Origin of the sequence: Nocardioides sp. BE266, from assembly GCF_031457855.1 — a bacterium.
In the GTDB taxonomy this organism is placed as follows: domain Bacteria; phylum Actinomycetota; class Actinomycetes; order Propionibacteriales; family Nocardioidaceae; genus Nocardioides.
The window spans coordinates 1-16537 of record NZ_JAURTI010000002.1 but is presented as its reverse complement, the minus strand read 5'-3'; the positions used below and the strand labels follow the sequence as shown (position 1 = coordinate 16537).

Below are 16537 nucleotides of genomic sequence, written 5' to 3'. Positions count from 1 at the left end.
ATGCCGCAGGGCGTCCCGACCACGATCCCCGACGACGGGCTCACCACGCGCGAGCGGCGCAACCGCCCGCTGCTCATGGTCCACACCGGCCCCGGCAAGGGGAAGTCGACCGCCGCCTTCGGGCTCGCGATGCGCGGGTGGAACCAGGGCTTCAGCATCGGGGTCTTCCAGTTCGTGAAGTCCGCCAAGTGGCGCATCGGCGAGCAGACCGTGCTCGAGCGGCTCGGCGATCTGCACGAGGAGACGGGCGAGGGCGGCCCGGTCACCTGGCACAAGATGGGCTCGGGCTGGTCGTGGTCGCGCAAGGCGGGCACCGAGGAGGACCACGCGGCCGACGCCGCTGAGGGGTGGGCCGAGATCAAGCGGGCTCTCGCCGAGGAACGGCACGACCTCTACGTCCTCGACGAGTTCACCTACCCGATGAAGTGGGGCTGGGTCGACGTCGACGACGTCGTCTCCGCGCTCGTCGGCCGCCCCGGCCGCCAGCACGTCGTGATCACCGGCCGGCACGCCGACGCGCGGCTGATCGAGGCCGCCAACCTCGTGACCGAGATGGGCCAGGTGAAGCACCCGATGGAGGTCGGGCAGAAGGGCCAGCGGGGCATCGAGTGGTAGCCCTCCCCCGCCTCATGGTCGCCGCGCCCGCGTCCGGGCACGGCAAGACCACCGTCGCCACCGGGCTGATGGCCGCGCTTGCCCACGCCGGCCACACCGTCAGCGGCCACAAGGTCGGCCCCGACTACATCGACCCCGGCTACCACGCCCTCGCCACGGCCCGCCCCGGCCGCAACCTCGACCCGCACCTCGTCGGCGAGGAGCGCCTCGTCCCGCTGCTGCTGCACGGCGCCGCCGGCGCTGACCTCGCGGTGATCGAGGGCGTGATGGGCTTGTACGACGGCCAGATCGGTGGCGACGGCTTCGCATCGACGGCCCACGTGGCCGCCGTGACGCGCACCCCCGTCGTCCTCGTCGTCGACATCTCGTCGGCTTCGCGCACGATCGCCGCGACCATCCACGGCCTGATGACCTGGTCGCAGCCGCCCGTCGACGTGGTCGGGGTGATCCTCAACAAGGCGGGCTCCGCGCGGCACGCGGACGAGGTGGTGCGCTCGATCGGCGACCGGCTGCCGGTGCTCGGGATCCTCCAACGCGACGACGGCATCGAGGCGCCCTCGCGGCACCTCGGGCTGGTGCCGGCCGCCGAGCGCGAGGATGCGGCGGCGGCGCTGGATCGGCTTGCCGCTCAGATCGCGGAGAAGGTGGATCTGGAGGCGGTCGTACGGCTGGCGTCGGCGGCGGAGGATCTGCACGAGCGGGCTTGGGATCCCCATGAGGCTCTTGGTTTCGACACGCTCGCTTCGCTCGCTGCTCAACCAGCGAGTCACTCGCTCGCTGCTCAACCGGCGAGCCACTCGCCGTCGGTTGAGCAGGGCGCCCTGGCGCCCGTGTCGAAACCAGGCGACGGCTCACGGATCGCGGTGGCTGGGGGGCGGGCGTTCACGTTCCGCTATGCCGAGACCGTCGAGCTCCTTCGGGCGGCGGGCGCGGAGATCGTCGACCTCGACCCGCTGACCGACGCCCGGCTGCCCGAGGGGACGACCGGGCTCTACCTCGGCGGCGGGTTCCCGGAGATGCACGCGGCCGAGCTCGGGGCCAACGAGCGGCTGCGCCGCGACATCCGTACGTCGATCGCGCGCGGGCTGCCGACCGTGGCCGAGTGCGCGGGCCTGCTCTACCTCTGCGAGTCCGTCCGTGGGCCCGACGGTCCGGCGGTCCCGATGGTCGGCGCGATCGACGCCGTCGCCGAGATGGCGCCGCGGCTCACGTTGTCCTACCGCATCGCGACGGCCGCGACCGACAACCTCCTGGCGAGGGCCCACGAGGAGATCACCGGGCACGAGTTCCACCGCACCCACCTGACGCGGGCTGCGACCGGCGACCCGGCCTGGCGCCTCCCCCACGACGAGGGCGTCGCGACGCCGAGCCTGCACGCGTCGTACCTCCACACCCACTGGGCCGGCCACCCCCAGCTCGCCCGCCGGTTCGTCGAGGCCGCGAGGAAGCACCAGGGCCCCGACCTCCGCCACCACGGGGACAAGGAAGCCACCAAAGGCCTGGTGGACCTCGCCGTCAACGTCTTCGACGGCCCGCGCCCGACCTGGCTCGACCGCGCGCTCCGGGAGTCGGTCGAGGCTGCGGACGCCTACCCCGACGCCACCGAGGCCGAGCGGGCGGTGGCGACGAGGCACGGAAGGGACGCGGCGGACGTCCTCGCGACGGCCGGAGCCGCGGAGGCCTTCACCCTCATCGCGAGGCTGAGGGACTGGCGGCACCCGGTCGTCGTACATCCCCAGTTCACCGAGCCCGAGGTCGCACTCCGCACGGCCGGCCACACCCCCGGCCAAGTGCTGCTCAGCCACCAAGACGGCTTCCGGCTGAAGGCCGAGGACGTCCCCGACGACGCCGACCTCGTCATCATCGGCAACCCGACCAACCCGACCGGCGTGCGCCACAAGGCCGACACGATCAGGAGCCTGACGAGACCCCACAGGCTGGTCGTCGTCGACGAGGCCTTCCTCGACGACGACGTCGAGACCCTGACCGACGAGCGGATCGACGGGCTCGTCGTCCTCAGGAGCCTCACCAAGATCTGGTCGATCCCCGGCATCCGCGCGGGCTACCTCCTCGCCGAGCCCCGGACAGTCGAGGAGCTCAGGCAGCACCAGACGCCGTGGTCGGTCTCCGCCAGCGCCATCGCCGCCCTCATCGCCACCAGCACTGAGCAGGCGAGGGACGAGGCACGACGACGGGCAGAGGAGCTGGCGGACCGGCGCCGCCACCTGGAAGACGGATTGCGCGAGCTCGGCATCGAGACGATCCCCAGCACCGCGCCGTACGTCCTCGCCCGCACCGGTGGCGGAAGCCGGGAAGCCTTGCGGGGCTTGGGTTTCGCGGTCCGGAGGGCCGACACGTTCCCCGGGCTCGACGACGAATGGGTCCGGATCTCAGCCCGACGAAAGGTGGTGACGGACGAGCTGCTGGGTGCGCTACGCTCGCTCCACCCAGTCCTGAGGAAGCCGGTGCGAATCCGGCACAGTGGCGCTACTGTGACACCGCTCTGAGCGGTGAAGTCAGACCCGACGGACTGGAAGTCACTCCCCATCAACCCGGGACGCTTTCATCCCGAAGGAGGAACCATGGCAGCCGCCATCTCCAGCCCCATCGCGGGCCCCGCACCGTCCGACCTCGTCATCCCGGTCAAGGAGCTCGCTCCATGGCTCGTCCTCGGCGCGCTGTTCGCCATGACCGTGCTGGTGCTGATCAGCTCGGTGCAGGGCGCAATCACCATCCCCGAGGGCACTGCGATCCACGAGTGGGTCCACGACGGCCGGCACCTGCTCGGCTTCCCCTGCCACTGACGGCCGGATGAGCACCCGTACCTTCCTGGTCCACGGTCTCCTCGCTGGTCTCCTCGCCGGTGTCGCCGCGTTCGTCGTGGCCTACACCGTCGGCGAGCCCCAGATCGACAAGGCCATCGCCCTCGAGGAGGCTGCCAGCGCCACGGCAGCCGACCACGAGCACAGTGACGGCGCCGCCGCTCACTCCCACGACGACGAGGACGCCGTCGTCTCCCGCAGCACCCAGTCGACCCTCGGCCTGGCCACCGGCACCCTCGGCCTCGGCGTCGTGCTCGGCGGCTTCACCGGCCTGCTCGCCGCGGTCGGCCTGGGCCGCCTCGGCGGCCTGCGTCCTGCCGCCAGCACCGCCCTCGTGGCGCTGCTGGCCGCGGTGTCCTTCAGCGTGGTGCCGTTCCTGAAGTACCCCGCCACCCCGCCCGCCGTCGGCTCCGGGGAGACGATCGACAGCCGCACGGCCGTCTACTTCGGCTTCCTCACGATCTCGGTCGTCGGCGTCCTCGCCGCCGTGTCCGTCGCGCGCCGGGCGGCGCGTCGGTGGACCGGCGTGCCGGGCGTCCTCGCCGGCGCAGCGACGTACGTCGTGGTGGTGGCCGTGGCCGCCGTCGCGTTCCCGAAGATCGACGAGCTCGGCGACTTCCCGGCCAGCATCCTCTGGGACTTCCGGGTGTCGTCGCTGCTGACCCTGCTGGCGATGTGGGCGGTGATCGGCGCGGCCCTCACCGCGCTCGTCGACCGCACCTGGCGCCAGCAGAGCGCGCTCCAGGCGAAGCGGGAGCTCGCGGCATCGCTGTGACCCACCCGCCGGTTGAGCAGCGAGCGCCAGCGAGCGTGTCGAAACCAAGGGCAGCAATGGTGAGCCGGGCACTCGGGATCGTGCTCGGCCACCTCGCCGACCGGGCCTTCGGCGACCCGCGCCGCGGGCACCCGGTCGCCCTTTTCGGCTGCGCTGCGGCGGCGCTGGAGAAGCAGACGTACGCCGACTCGCGGGCGCGCGGCGTCGTCCACCTGACCCTCCTGGCCGGGGCCGTATCGGGGATCGGCCTCGGCCTGGAGCGTCGCACCCGGGATCACCCGGTCGCGCACACGCTCGTCACCGCGGCCGCCACGTGGACCGTCCTCGGCGGCAGCTCGCTCGGCCGCGAGGGCACGGCGGTCCACGGCTTCCTGGTCGCCGACGACCTTCCCGGAGCCCGGCAGCGACTGACCCACCTCGTCGGTCGTGACACCTCCGTCCTCGACGAGGGAGAGGTCAGCCGGGCGACCGTCGAGTCGGTGGCGGAGAACACCTCCGACGCCGTCGTCGCCCCACTCGTCTGGGGCGCCGTGCTCGGCGTGCCCGGGCTCCTGGGCTACCGCGCGGCCAACACCCTCGACGCGATGGTCGGCCACCGCGGCGAGCGCTACGGCCGGTTCGGCTGGGCCTCCGCCCGCTTCGACGACCTGCTCAACCTGCCCGGCGCCCGGCTCAGTGGCCTGCTCGCTGCGGCCCTCGCCTCGACGGTCGGTGGCTCACCGGTCGCCGCCCTGCGTGCCTGGGCGCGCGACGCCAGGCGCCACCCCAGCCCCAACGCGGGAGTCGTCGAAGCCGCCTTCGCCGGCGCGCTCGGCGTACGACTCGGCGGGCGAAACCACTACGCCCACGGCGCCGAGGACCGCGTGCTCCTCGGCGACGGCCCTCCCCCGACCCGCGACGACATCGACCGCGCCGTCCGGCTCGCGAAGCACGTCGGCACCGGGGCCATCGTTGTCGCGGCGCTCATCGCGTTGCGCACCACGAAGGCAGTTCAGGGCTGATCCGGCACGGCTGAGCGTGGAGCCGGCCAGACAGGGCGCGAACTGCCTGCACCATGCCCGAGCTCAGCCGAAGGGCTCGCCCACCCAGCGCGCTGCTGCAGGAGCGTCCGGCACGGTCTCGACGCCGTCGGTCGCACCGGCCCGGCGGACCACCACGACCGGCACGCCGAGCTGGTCGGCGGCGGCCATCTTGGGCCAGGTGTAGGTGCCGCCCGAGTCCTTGGTGACGAGTACGTCGATGCCGTGCTCGGCCAGCTGCGCGAGCTCGCCGGCGAGGTCGTACGGGCCGCGGTCGAGGTAGACCTCCCACGGCTCGGGCAGCTCCATCTCCGGGGGGTCGACGACGCGCGCGACGACCCGGTGACCACAAAGCGGCCCGACGAAGTGCCCGAGCGGCTGGCGCCCGACGGTGAGGAACGGCCGGCGACCCAACGAGGCGGCGAGCGACGCGGCGGTGGCGTGGTCGTCGACCCAGTGCCAGCCCTCAGCCCCCGGCGCCTCGGACCAGCCCGGGCGAGCCAGCCGCAGGAGTGGCAGGTCCAGCTCAGCGCACGCGGCGACGGCGTTGGCCGACATGCTCTCGGCGAAGGGGTGCGTCGCGTCGACCACGGCGTCGATCCGGTGGTCGAGCAGCCACGAGCGAAGGCCGTCGACCCCGCCGAAGCCGCCGATCCGCACCGCGCCGACCGGCAGCCGGGGCCGCTCGACCCGGCCGGCGAGCGACGACACCACGTCGACCTCCGCCTCGACGAGCAGCGCAGCGAGCTCGCGCGCCTCGCTCGTACCTCCGAGCAGCAGCACCCTCATCGTGACGCCCCCGGCTCGAGCGCGGGCAGTCCGGCCGGCGCGCCGGTCGTCGCCAGTGCGAGCAGCGCGTCGACGTCGAGGTGCTCCTCGGCCAGGTCGCCGAGCAGGTCGAGCCGCCGCTCCCGCATCTCGGCGAAGCTCACCCCCGCCGACGAGTACGACGCCCCTGCCGCCGCAGCCACGTCGGCGAGGAGCGCCCCCCGGAGGTCGTCGCCCTCCAGGCTGCCGTGCCACATGGTGCCGAAGACCGCGCCCTCGCGAGCGCCACCCAGGAACTCCGAGCCACCGTGCCGGGCGATCCGCCCGTGGTGGATCTCGTAGCCCCCGGCGGGAGCGCCGAGCGCCGTACCGGTGGGCAGGCGCAGCACCTTGTCCGCGCCGAACGTGGTCGTGACGTCGAGCAGCCCGAGCCCCTCGACGTCGGCGCCGGGAGCCCCTTCGACACCGTCCGGGTCGGTGATCCGCTGGCCGAGCATCTGGAAGCCGCCGCAGATCCCGAGCACCGGCTTCCCGGCAGCGGCATGGGCGAGCACCGCCCGGTCGAGCCCGCGGGACCGCAGCCACACGAGGTCCGAGATCGTCGCGCGCGTGCCCGGCAGCACGACGAGGTCGGCCCCGGCCAGCCCGCGCTCGTCCGACGCGAAGACCACGTCCACCCCGGGCTCGATGCCCAGCGCGTCGACGTCGGTGAAGTTGGAGATCCGCGGCAGCCGCACCACCGCGACCCGCAGCCGCGTCTCCGCCTCGGACGCGCGACGCCCGGCGAGGTCGAGCGCGTCCTCGGAGTCGAGCCAGAGGTCGGGGTGCCACGGCAGGACGCCGTACACCTCACGTCCCGTCAGCGACTTCAGCTCGGACAGGCCCGGCCGGAGCAGGTCGAGGTCGCCCCTGAACTTGTTGACCACGAAGCCCGCGACGAGCGCCTGGTCGGCCGCAGACAGCAGCGCCACCGTGCCGAAGAACGCGGCGAACACGCCGCCCCGGTCGATGTCGCCGACCACGACGGTCGGGACGGCGCCGTGCTGCGCGAGCCCCATGTTGACGTAGTCGCCGGCGCGCAGGTTGATCTCGGCCGGGCTGCCCGCGCCCTCGACCACGACGAGGTCGTAGCGCGACGACAGGTCGTCGAAGGCGGCGTAGGCCGCGTCGCGCAGGTGCTTGCGGCCGCCGACGAAGTTCGTCGAGTCGATCGTGCCGCCGGGGCTGCCCATCACGACGACGTGGCTGCGCCGGTCACCGCCGGGCTTGAGCAGCACCGGGTTCATCGCGGCCTCGGGCTCGGCACCGGCGGCGACCGCCTGGATCCACTGCGCGCGCCCGATCTCGGCGCCCCGGCCATCCGGCGTCGCGCAGACCATCGAGTTGTTGGACATGTTCTGTGCCTTGAACGGCGCGACCTTGACCCCGCGACGCGCGAAGGCCCGGCAGAGCGCGGTGGTGACGATGGTCTTGCCTGCGTCCGACGTCGTCCCGGCGACCAGCAGCGCACTCACGGAGCCAGCCTAGGGGTCTCGACACCCCTCGCTCCGCTCGGGACTCGACCGGCGAAGATCGGCCTGCGACCAGACCAGACGGAATCTTTACCGGCCATCTGTTTCATTCCTGAGACAGTCGGGCAGAGTTGCTGTATGGGCAAGCTGATCTTCGACAACCGAGTGGTCGTGGTCGCGTTCCTTGCGCTCTCGTTCCTCAACGCGTTCGCGATCCAGAGCGGTTGGTACTAGTCGACTCACTCGCATGACACGATTCCCCGGTGGCGACACCGGGGCTCAGTTCTGACTGCTCACAGTGCTTCGGCCTCTGCTGCGTGCTGCTCCCTTTCTCCGCCTCGGCGGGCTTCGGGGTCGACAAGCCCGGCGGGACGCCGTGCCAAAACCTCGCCGCCGACGACGGCTGTCGCATCCACGCCACCCTGCGTGAGGACGGCTGGCCCGGGTGCACCGTCTTCGAGTGCTTCGGCGCGGGCCAGCAGGTCTCGCAGGTGACCTACGCCGGTGTCTCCTGGCGCGACCAGGACAACCTCCCCGAGATGGCTGCCGTGCTCTCGGTGATGCGCTTTCTCCACGAGATGCTCGTCCACCTCACCGAGGTCGAGCGCCGCTCCCCCGACCCCGCAGCCACCGCCGCGCGCACCGAGATCGAGGACCTCACCGGCCGTGACCCCGAGGCGCTGCTGACCTTCGACCTCGACGACCTCCACGAGCGCGTCGGCACGCTGCTCGCAGACGCCAGCACCCGAGTACGCCGCCCGCACCCCGCCGCGACCGACCGCACGCGCGCCGACCTGGCTGGCCAGCGCCTCGCGGGCGACCAGCGCGGGACGTCGTTCCGCGGCGCGACGCTCATCCGCGCCGACCTGCGCGACACCGACCTCACCGACGCCGACCTGCTGGGCGCCGACCTGCGCGACGCCGACCTCCGCGGCTGCGACCTCTCCACCACGCTCTTCCTCACCCAGCCGCAGGTCAACGCGGCGACCGGCGACGCCGCCACCCGGCTGCCCAACGGCCTGCGCCGCCCCGGCCACTGGAGCTAGAGCGACGGCGCCTCGCCGAAGGCGTGCCGGTCGCCGAACGGGTTGTCGCAGAAGATCACCGACCAGTGCACGCACCCGATCGGCTCGTCGACCAGCGGCTCGGCATCGATGGCCAGCACCCAGCGACCTGGCTCGAGCGCTGCGCGGTCGCCGACCAGGCCGCGGGCCGAGGACGAGGTGCCGAGGCTGTGGGTGCACCACGGCTCGCCGTCCGCCGTGCCGGCATCGACGTACGTCACCTGGGCCTTGTCGACGGTGCCGAGCGGCTGGCACCCGTCGTACGCCGTCGCGCCCTGGCCCTCGACCGCGAGCAGGGACTGGCCCTCACCCGGGCTCGCGACCTGCCACGCGCTGACGCTGCGGACCGCGCAGACCTCGCGATAGCTCTGGACCATCCACCCGGCGTCGTCGGTGTCGAACGCGCACGCCTGCTCGATCCAGTACGCGTCGGGCTCGCGACCCGCTGCCGCCGCGAGGTCCTGCTGGCGGTCGGCCGCAGCCGGCACGGCCTCCTCGAGCGCGGTCGTCACCTGGCCGGCGATGTCGTCGCGCTGCTGGTGCGCGCGGACGAGCACCGCGCCGTTGACGGCGAGGTAGCCCACGACGACGAGCGCGACGAGGCCGGCGAGGATCCGCAGGAACAGGCGCATGGCTCACATGTGTACCCGAATCTGAGTGTTCATACCGGGGGCGGCGCGGCGCGCGGTGCCCGACACTCGGCGCATGGACTCCTCCTGGCAACGCCCCGGCCTGCGCGCCGCCCTCCTCTACGCGGTCGCTGCGAGCCTCCTCGGGTCGGTGGTCTCGCTGGTCAGCCGGTTCGAGCTGACCCGCCGCAACGTGCCGACCCACGACCTGCCCGACGGGCCGGTCATCGTGGTTGCCAACCACACCAGCTTCGCCGACGGCATCCTGCTCGCCCTCGTCGGCCGCCGCCTCGGGCGTTCGCTCCGCCTGATGGCCACCGGCGGCGTCTTCCGCTCCGGGCTGGTCGGCCCGGTCGTGCGCCGGCTCGGCTTCATCCCTGTGCTACGCGGCACCAGCAGTGCCGCCGGCTCGCTCGACGCCGCGGCCCAGGCGCTCGACGCGGGCGAGGCCGTCGGGCTCTTCCCGGAGGGCCGCATCACCCGCGACCCGGCCCAGTGGCCGGAGCGCAGCAAGACCGGCGCCGTCCGGCTGGCCCTGCGAACGGGCGCCCCGATCGTGCCGGTGGCGATGGTCGGCGCGCACCGCGTGGTCGGCAAGCGCAACATCCTCGCCCGTCTGCTCGGCAACGTGCTGACCCGCCCGATCGTCAGCGTCGAGGTCGGCGACCCGATCGACGTACGACGTCTCGCCGGCGGCACCGACGTCGACGACGCCACCGTGCGTCGGGTCGCCGACGAGGTGATGTCCGAGCTGGTCAGACGGGTGGCCGAGCTCCGCGGCGAGGTCGCGCCGTACCCGCTGGGCGTGCCCGAGGAGGCGCTCGCGCCTCAGGAGTAGCGGTGGCTCTTGGCCGCGTGGCCCTTCTCGCGCGTGCACGTGCGGCCGCTGATGTTGCGGTGGCCGCAGAGGTCGTCACCCGCGGCCGCCTGCTCGGGCGCCTTCTTCGGGGTGGGCGGCGCCACGGGCGCCCGCACGGCAGGCTTCGCCGGCGCGGCCGCCGACCGCTTCTGCGCCTCGGCGTAGCGGGCCTCGCGCATCGCCCGCAGGTTGTCCATCTTGCTCATCGCTCACTCACGGTGGAGAACCTACGCGGCCGCACCGACACACCCGGTCACCGACTCCAGTCGATCGTGTCGTGCACGGCCTGCAGCCGCGCGCCGCGGACGGGATCGTGCTGCGCGACCCACGCGATGCGACCGCGCAGGTGCTCCTCCCAGGCAGGGACGTCGTCGCGGTTCTGGCTGCTCGGCCCGAAGCGGTGGCAGTTGTGCAGGATCGCCTTGAGCACGTCGACCTCGTCGCGGGCCACCTTCGGCCGCTCGTTGACGACCAGCCCGGCGAGGCGCTGGCGCCCGGCGCGCGGCATCACGCCGGTCTTGCGGGCGTTGAGCCGGAAGCCCTCGTCGCGCACGATCTCCTCGATCGCGTCGACCAGCCGCGAGGTGCCGCGACCCCAGCCCCGGTCGCCGGAGAACGCGAGGTCGTCGGCGTACCTCGTGTAGCGCCCGCCCCACGACGCGGCCAGCGCAGTGAGCCGCACGTCGAGCCGGTACGCCGCCAGGTTGGCCATCGCCGGCGACGTCGGCGCTCCCTGCGGAAGGTGCGGCGCCGCCAGCCGCCGCCCGAGCCGCCAGTGGGCGTCGAGGAGGCCGTCGTCCGCGGGCTGCGGCACGGCTCGCCACTGCGCGAGCGGCAGCACGCTGGTCACCAGCCCGGCCAGGCAGTGCGCGACGGGCTCGGGGTAGCCGGCCACGCGCCAGATGCCGAAGACGCGCTCGACCTTGACGCTGGCGAAGAACGCCTCGAGGTCGAGCCGGAGCACGACGGGCCGGTCGGCGTGGGGAGCGGCGTACGACCGCACGGAGCCTCCGGGCCGGAAGCCGCGGGCCGCGTCGTGCGGCGGGATCAGCGCGGCGACCTCGCGCAGGAGCTGGCGCTGGATCGCCTTGAGCCGCGGCTTGGGCGCCTCCAGGACGCGGATCGCACCGCTGGGCGCGACGCGGTGGCTGACGCGGTAGTGCTGGAGCGGCACGACAGAGGCGGTGCGGGCGAGGTGGCGTGGGTCTGCGAACCAGTCGAGCTCGCCGGGAGTCACGCGGAGGAAGTCGGCGAGGGCGCCGACGTCGTCGAGCGCCGGGAGCCGCCACCGGTTGGTGAGCATCCGCGGTGCGACGACCGGCTGGACGACCGGGCTGGCACGACGCGCCCTGGCCGCGGCCGGTCGCGACGCGAGGTTGGCGGCCAGCTCGCGCGGGCGGTCGGCGGGCGGGCGCGGGTAGAGCGCGAGCACCTGCCGGGCGAGCGGCGACAGCCACGGGGCCCTACGTCCGAGGACGACGACGCCGCTCGCGACGAGCCCCTCCTGGGTCCACTCGCCGGCGAGGAAGCCGGCCGCGAGGGCCCGCGCGAGGTCGGCCCGCATCAGGCGCGGTGGCTCGGGTGCGGCAGCGCGTCCCGACCTGTCCCGTCGTGCGCGCGATGACCTGCAGCGGAGCGCAGCGGGTCGCGCGCGGTGCCGTGCCCGGACGTACCGGTGGTCCCCGGGGTAGCCCCGGAGAAGCAAACCGGTGACGCGCACCGGTCCGCCGTCTCGAGTCCACGCTGCCGCACGCGGGCAGCGTAGCCGCCCGGCACGACAGCGCCGGGCGACCCGGAGGGCGTCAGCCGCCCCGACGCCAGACGACCATCGACTGGCCGACCGCCTGGTGGAGGACCGGGAGCTTGTTGGCCGGCTGGGCCGCGGCCGCGCGCGCGGCGAGCCCACGTCGTACGGCATCGAGCTCGGCGACGAGCTCCTCGTTGCGGGCGCGGAGCGCGTCGATCTGGTGCTCGAGCTCCATGATCCGGCGCACGCCCTCGATGCCGATGCCGGCGCTCGTGAGGTCGGCGATCTCGCGCAGCCGCTCGAGGTCGCGGTGGGAGTAGCGGCGCCCGCCGCCCCCGGTGCGACCGGGGGCGATCAGGCCCATCCGCTCGTAGGCCCGCAGGGTCTGCGGGTGCAGCCCCGTGAGCTCCGCCGCCACGCTGATCACGTACACCGCGGCGTCGGGGGACGGCGTGCCGAACGGGGTGCTCATGAGAAGAGGCCCTCGCGGAGCGGCTTCCCGGCGGTGGCGGTGCGGTAGGCCTCGAGGGCCTCCTTGGCCGTCGGGTCGAGGTTGGCCGGGACCTGCACCTCGATCGTGGCGAGCAGGTCGCCCTTCGTGCCGTCGCGCCGCGTCGCGCCCTTGCCGCGCACCCGGAAGGTGCGGCCGTTGGGCGTGCCGGCGGGCAGCTTCAGGGTGACCGGCGAGCCGCCGAGGGTCGGGATCCGCACCTCGCCGCCGAGCGCCGCCTCGTCGAAGGAGACCGGCACGTCGAGGGTGAGGTTGTCGCCCTTGCGGCCGAAGACGCGGTGGGGCGTGACCTTCACGGTGACGAACAGGTCGCCGGCGGGGCCGCCGTTGTCGCCGGCACCGCCCTTGCCCTTGATCCGGATCTTCGCGCCGTCCTTGACCCCGGCCGGGATCCGCGCCTGGATCGCCCGGGCGGAGGTGCCGCGGCCGCTGCCGTGGCAGGTCGGGCACGCCTCGTCGTAGACCAGCTGGCGACCACCGCAGGCCGGGCAGGTCTCGTTGATCGAGAAGGCACCGCCGGTGCCCGCGACCACGAAGCCGGCGCCCTCGCACTCGGGGCAGATGTGCGGCCGGGTGCCGGGCTTGCCGCCCGTCCCCTGGCAGGTCGGGCAGGCCGCGTCGGTGGTCAGCCGCAGCGAGACCGTGACCCCCTCGAGCGCCTCGGTGAAGCCGATCGTGGCCGTGCTCTCGACGTCGGCGCCCCGGCGCGGACGCGACGCCTGCTGCTGGGTGCGGCTGCGGGCGCCGCCCCCGAAGAGGTCGCCGAACATGTCGCCGAGCCCGCCGCCCGACCGGACGTTGCCGTCACGGAGCAGGTCGTCGAGGTTGAAGCCGCCACCGCTGAAGCCGCCACCACCCATGCCCGCGCCGAAGCCGCCACGCGACTGCAGCGCGCGGAACTCGTCGTACTTGGCGCGCTTGACCTCGTCACCGACGACGTCGTACGCCTCGGCGACGGCCTTGAACTTCTCGTGCTTGGCGTCGTCGCCCGGGTTGGAGTCGGGGTGGTTCTCCCGGGCGAGCTTGCGGTAGGCCTTCTTGACGTCGGCCGCGCTCGCGTCCTGCGCGACCCCGAGGACCTTGTAGAAGTCCTTGGTCGCCCAGTCGTTGCGGAAGCCTTCATCAGCCATGGGTGGACCTCCTCTCGGTCCTCGGAACGGTCACGAACGGGTACGACGTCAGGATCGGCTCAGGCGTCGACAGGGTCGACCACCAGGACCTGCGCCGCGCGCACCACCCGGTCGCCGATCTTGTAGCCGGCCTTGGCGATGTGCTTGCACGTCACCACGCTGACCTCCGGGTCGGTGCCCAGGTGGCTCAGCGCCTCGTGCAGGTTGGGGTCGAACGCGTCGCCCGGCTCGCCGAAGCGGGTCAGGCCGAGGTTGGTCACGACGCCGGTGAGCTGGTCGGCGACGGCCTTGAAGCCGCCCTCGATCTCCTCGTGCTCACGGGCCCGGTCGATCGTGTCGAGCACCTCGATGATCGGCGCGAGCACCCGGAACGTGGCGTTCTCGGCGGTCAGCTGGCGGTCGCGGTCGACGCGCTTGCGGTAGTTGGCGTACTCGGCCTGCAGGCGCTGCAGGTCGGCGGTGCGCTCCGCGAGCTGTACGTCGGCGGACGGGGCCACGACCTCGTCGTCAGCCAGGTCCTGCGGCTCCAGGGGGCCACCCTCCTCGAGCCAGTTGTCGACACCGCTGATGTCGCCCTCCGTCCCGGGGTCGGTGGTGCTGTCGGACGTGGGGTCGGACGCTGCGTCCGGCTGGCCGGCCGAGGCCGAGGCGCCCTCCACGGGCACCTCGACCTCGGTCTCGTTGGCCATCTCGCCGGCCGCGTCACCGAACGATGCGCTGCCGGACCCGGTCACTTGGACTCACCCTCCGAGGTGTCGTCCGCGGCCTGCTCGTCGGACGGCTCGTCGACGATCTCGGCGTCGACGACGTCGTCGTCGGCCTCGCCGGTGGCGCCGGTGGCACCACCTGCGGCGGCCTGGTCGGCCTCGGCTGCGGCGTACATCGCGGCGCCCATCTTCTGGCTGGACTCACCGAGCTTGGTGACCGCCGCGGTGATCTCCTCGGAGGACGCCTCCTCCTTGGCGAGGGTCTCCTTGAGCGCGTCGACGTCGGCCTGGACCTCGGTCTTCACGTCGTCGGGCAGCTTGTCCGCGTTGTCGGTGAGGAACTTCTCGGTGGTGTAGACGAGCTGGTCGCCCTGGTTGCGGGCCTCGACGGCCTCGCGACGCTTGGCGTCCTCCTCGGCGTACTGCTCCGCCTCCTTGACCATGCGGTCGATCTCGTCCTTGCCGAGCGCCGAGCCGCCGGAGATGGTCATCGACTGCTCACGGCCGGACGCCTGGTCCTTGGCCGAGACGTGCACGATGCCGTTGGCGTCGATGTCGAAGGTGACCTCGATCTTCGGCACGCCGCGCGGGGCCGGCGGGAGGCCGGTCAGCTCGAAGTTGCCGAGGGGCTGGTTCTGGCTCCACATCTGGCGCTCGCCCTGCGCGACCTTGATCTCGACCGACGGCTGGTTGTCGTCGGCGGTCGTGAAGATCTCGGACCGCTTGGTGGGGATGGTGGTGTTGCGCTCGATGAGCGTGGTCATCACGCCGCCCTTGGTCTCGATGCCGAGGGAGAGCGGGGTGACGTCGAGGAGCAGCACGTCCTTGACCTCGCCCTTGAGGACGCCGGCCTGGAGCGCGGCGCCGACGGCGACGACCTCGTCGGGGTTGACGCCCTTGTTGGGCTGCTTGCCGCCGAGCAGGTCGGTGACGACCTCGGTGACGGCCGGCATGCGGGTCGAGCCGCCGACGAGGACCACGTGATCGATGTTGGAGACCGCGACGCCGCCGTCCTTGAGGACGGACTGGAACGGCGCCTTGGTGCGCTCGAGCAGGTCGGCGGTGAGCTTCTGGAACTCGCTGCGGGTCAGCTTCTCCTCGAAGTGGAGCGGGCCGCCCTCGCCGTGGGTGATGTAGGGGAGGTGGATCGTGGTCTCGCTGGACGACGACAGCTCGATCTTCGCCTTCTCCGCGGCCTCCTGGAGGCGCTGCTTGGCGATCTTGTCGGCGCCGAGGTCGACACCGTTGCTGTCCTTGAACTTCTTGACCATCCACTCCACGACGCGGTTGTCCCAGTCGTCGCCACCGAGGTGGTTGTCACCGGAGGTCGCCTTGACCTCGACGACGCCCTCGCCGATCTCGAGCAGGGACACGTCGAACGTGCCGCCACCGAGGTCGAAGACGAGGATGGTCTGGTCCTCGCCCTTGTCGAGGCCGTAGGCCAGCGCGGCCGCGGTGGGCTCGTTGACGATGCGGCTCACGTTGAGGCCCGCGATCTCGCCCGCCTCCTTGGTGGCCTGGCGCTGCGCGTCGGAGAAGTACGCCGGCACGGTGATGACCGCGTCGGTCACGGTCTCGCCGAGGTAGGCCTCCGCGTCGCGCTTGAGCTTCTGCAGCACGAACGCGCTGATCTGCTGGGGGGTAAAGGTCTTGTCGTCGATCTCGACCTTCCAGTCCTCGCCCATGTGGCGCTTGACGGACCGGATGGTGCGGTCGACGTTGGTGACCGCCTGTCGCTTGGCGACCTCTCCGACGAGGACCTCGCCGGACTTGGTGAAGGCCACGACGGACGGCGTGGTCCGCGCACCTTCGGCGTTCGCGATGACGGTGGGTTCGCCACCCTCGAGGACGGCGACGACGGAGTTCGTCGTACCGAGGTCGATGCCGACCGCTCGTGCCATGTGTGTCTACCTCCTGCTGCGCCCCGGTCGGTCCGGGGTCTGTGTCTGGGGCGCGGGTGGCTGTGCCACCCGCCGATGCCTGCCATCCTGACGCGTCGCGCCGGGAGAGGCAAAACAGTTGAGTCGAAGCGGCTCAACTTGCATCACTCGATGTAACGCACGGCGAGGCGGGGTGTTCCCGATCCAGCCGACGAATTTTCTGGCGGGCCCGCGACCAGCCCCGCGATGGATTTCCACCCGAGCGCGTGGAAGTTCAGGCCACCCCGACGCCGCCACGCTCAGCCGCCGATGGACTTCCACCCGAGCGCGTGGAAATTCAGGCCACCCCGACGCCGCCACGCTCAGCCGCCGATGGACTTCCACCCGAGCGCGTGGAAGTTCAGGCCACCCCGACGCCGCCACGCTCAGCCGCCGATGGACTTCCACCCGAGCGCGTGGAAGTTCAGGCCCACCCCGACGCCGCCACGCTCAGCCGCCGA

16 protein-coding genes are annotated in these 16537 nt (G+C 72.7%); 7 read left to right on the top strand and 9 right to left on the bottom strand.

Annotation, left to right across the window (positions count from 1 at the left end):
• The 5 genes from cobO (at position 1) to J2X46_RS04350 (ending at position 5213) form a co-directional block, all read left to right on the top strand.
• Positions 1 to 615 (top strand): cob(I)yrinic acid a,c-diamide adenosyltransferase, encoded by a 615-nt coding sequence (gene cobO, locus J2X46_RS04370; RefSeq protein WP_310247372.1) that lies wholly within the window; start codon positions 1 to 3, stop codon positions 613 to 615.
• A 14-nt stretch (positions 616 to 629) separates the two neighbouring features.
• The gene (locus J2X46_RS04365) at positions 630 to 3122 is read left to right on the top strand and encodes a cobyrinate a,c-diamide synthase (RefSeq protein ID WP_397213494.1); all 2493 of its coding nucleotides are present in this window, start codon (positions 630 to 632) and stop codon (positions 3120 to 3122) included.
• Positions 3123 to 3197: 75 nt separating this feature from the next.
• The gene (locus J2X46_RS04360; RefSeq protein WP_310247365.1) at positions 3198 to 3419 is read left to right on the top strand and encodes a CbtB-domain containing protein; all 222 of its coding nucleotides are present in this window, start codon (positions 3198 to 3200) and stop codon (positions 3417 to 3419) included.
• Positions 3420 to 3426: 7 nt separating this feature from the next.
• Positions 3427 to 4212 (top strand): CbtA family protein, encoded by a 786-nt coding sequence (locus J2X46_RS04355; protein ID WP_310247363.1) that lies wholly within the window; start codon positions 3427 to 3429, stop codon positions 4210 to 4212.
• 56 nt (positions 4213 to 4268) lie between these two features.
• Complete coding sequence (locus J2X46_RS04350; protein WP_397212890.1) at positions 4269 to 5213, top strand: cobalamin biosynthesis protein; 945 nt, start codon at positions 4269 to 4271, stop codon at positions 5211 to 5213.
• A 63-nt stretch (positions 5214 to 5276) separates the two neighbouring features.
• Here J2X46_RS04350 and J2X46_RS04345 read toward each other — a convergent pair whose 3' ends face one another.
• Both J2X46_RS04345 and J2X46_RS04340 read right to left on the bottom strand, forming a co-directional pair.
• Positions 5277 to 6020 carry a cobalt-precorrin-6A reductase gene (locus tag J2X46_RS04345; RefSeq protein ID WP_310247358.1) on the bottom strand — a complete coding sequence of 248 codons (744 nt, stop codon included), beginning with the start codon at positions 6018 to 6020 and terminating at the stop codon, positions 5277 to 5279.
• Positions 6017 to 7513 carry a cobyric acid synthase gene (locus J2X46_RS04340; protein ID WP_310247355.1) on the bottom strand — a complete coding sequence of 499 codons (1497 nt, stop codon included), beginning with the start codon at positions 7511 to 7513 and terminating at the stop codon, positions 6017 to 6019. The genes J2X46_RS04345 and J2X46_RS04340 overlap by 4 nt, the downstream gene beginning before the upstream one ends.
• 314 nt (positions 7514 to 7827) lie before the next feature.
• Here J2X46_RS04340 and J2X46_RS04335 point away from each other — a divergent pair, with 314 nt between their 5' ends.
• Positions 7828 to 8556 carry a pentapeptide repeat-containing protein gene (locus J2X46_RS04335; RefSeq protein ID WP_310247352.1) on the top strand — a complete coding sequence of 243 codons (729 nt, stop codon included), beginning with the start codon at positions 7828 to 7830 and terminating at the stop codon, positions 8554 to 8556.
• On the opposite strand, the gene J2X46_RS04330 is transcribed toward J2X46_RS04335, so the two are convergent.
• On the bottom strand, positions 8553 to 9206 hold the full coding sequence (locus J2X46_RS04330; RefSeq protein WP_310247349.1) for a hypothetical protein: 654 nt from the start codon (positions 9204 to 9206) through the stop codon (positions 8553 to 8555). The genes J2X46_RS04335 and J2X46_RS04330 overlap by 4 nt on opposite strands.
• 73 nt (positions 9207 to 9279) lie before the next feature.
• Here J2X46_RS04330 and J2X46_RS04325 point away from each other — a divergent pair, with 73 nt between their 5' ends.
• On the top strand, positions 9280 to 10041 hold the full coding sequence (locus J2X46_RS04325; RefSeq protein WP_310247348.1) for a lysophospholipid acyltransferase family protein: 762 nt from the start codon (positions 9280 to 9282) through the stop codon (positions 10039 to 10041).
• On the opposite strand, the gene J2X46_RS04320 is transcribed toward J2X46_RS04325, so the two are convergent.
• From J2X46_RS04320 to dnaK, 6 genes are all read right to left on the bottom strand, one after another.
• Entirely contained in the window at positions 10032 to 10268 is a 237-nt protein-coding gene (locus J2X46_RS04320; RefSeq protein WP_310247346.1) for a hypothetical protein, read from the bottom strand. The genes J2X46_RS04325 and J2X46_RS04320 overlap by 10 nt on opposite strands.
• A 47-nt stretch (positions 10269 to 10315) precedes the next feature.
• Entirely contained in the window at positions 10316 to 11626 is a 1311-nt protein-coding gene (locus tag J2X46_RS04315) for a reverse transcriptase family protein (RefSeq protein WP_310247344.1), read from the bottom strand.
• 238 nt (positions 11627 to 11864) lie between these two features.
• The gene (locus J2X46_RS04310; protein WP_310247342.1) at positions 11865 to 12281 is read right to left on the bottom strand and encodes a heat shock protein transcriptional repressor HspR; all 417 of its coding nucleotides are present in this window, start codon (positions 12279 to 12281) and stop codon (positions 11865 to 11867) included.
• Positions 12278 to 13450: a molecular chaperone DnaJ gene (gene dnaJ, locus J2X46_RS04305; RefSeq protein ID WP_310247339.1), complete on the bottom strand. Its 1173-nt coding sequence runs from the start codon at positions 13448 to 13450 to the stop codon at positions 12278 to 12280. The genes J2X46_RS04310 and dnaJ overlap by 4 nt, the downstream gene beginning before the upstream one ends.
• A gap of 59 nt (positions 13451 to 13509) precedes the next feature.
• A complete protein-coding gene (grpE, locus tag J2X46_RS04300) occupies positions 13510 to 14184 on the bottom strand; it encodes a nucleotide exchange factor GrpE (protein ID WP_310247337.1) in 675 nt (224 codons plus the stop codon).
• Entirely contained in the window at positions 14181 to 16058 is a 1878-nt protein-coding gene (gene dnaK / locus J2X46_RS04295; RefSeq protein ID WP_310247335.1) for a molecular chaperone DnaK, read from the bottom strand. The genes grpE and dnaK overlap by 4 nt, the downstream gene beginning before the upstream one ends.
• Between the last annotated feature and the right edge of the window lie 479 nt (positions 16059 to 16537).

Bases quoted from the DNA above. Each gene is read 5' to 3' on its own strand.
- J2X46_RS04360 (WP_310247365.1), top strand. From the start codon at position 3,198: ATGGCAGCCGCCATCTCCAGCCCCATCGCGGGCCCCGCACCGTCCGAC.
- J2X46_RS04345 (WP_310247358.1), bottom strand. From the start codon at position 6,020: ATGAGGGTGCTGCTGCTCGGAGGTACGAGCGAGGCGCGCGAGCTCGCT.
- J2X46_RS04310 (WP_310247342.1), bottom strand. From the start codon at position 12,281: ATGAGCACCCCGTTCGGCACGCCGTCCCCCGACGCCGCGGTGTACGTG.
- J2X46_RS04355 (WP_310247363.1), top strand. From the start codon at position 3,427: ATGAGCACCCGTACCTTCCTGGTCCACGGTCTCCTCGCTGGTCTCCTC.
- dnaK (WP_310247335.1), bottom strand. From the start codon at position 16,058: ATGGCACGAGCGGTCGGCATCGACCTCGGTACGACGAACTCCGTCGTC.
- J2X46_RS04330 (WP_310247349.1), bottom strand. From the start codon at position 9,206: ATGCGCCTGTTCCTGCGGATCCTCGCCGGCCTCGTCGCGCTCGTCGTC.
- J2X46_RS04315 (WP_310247344.1), bottom strand. From the start codon at position 11,626: ATGCGGGCCGACCTCGCGCGGGCCCTCGCGGCCGGCTTCCTCGCCGGC.
- J2X46_RS04320 (WP_310247346.1), bottom strand. From the start codon at position 10,268: ATGAGCAAGATGGACAACCTGCGGGCGATGCGCGAGGCCCGCTACGCC.
- J2X46_RS04365 (WP_397213494.1), top strand. From the start codon at position 630: ATGGTCGCCGCGCCCGCGTCCGGGCACGGCAAGACCACCGTCGCCACC.
- cobO (WP_310247372.1), top strand. From the start codon at position 1: ATGCCGCAGGGCGTCCCGACCACGATCCCCGACGACGGGCTCACCACG.
- J2X46_RS04350 (WP_397212890.1), top strand. From the start codon at position 4,269: ATGGTGAGCCGGGCACTCGGGATCGTGCTCGGCCACCTCGCCGACCGG.
- dnaJ (WP_310247339.1), bottom strand. From the start codon at position 13,450: ATGGCTGATGAAGGCTTCCGCAACGACTGGGCGACCAAGGACTTCTAC.
- J2X46_RS04325 (WP_310247348.1), top strand. From the start codon at position 9,280: ATGGACTCCTCCTGGCAACGCCCCGGCCTGCGCGCCGCCCTCCTCTAC.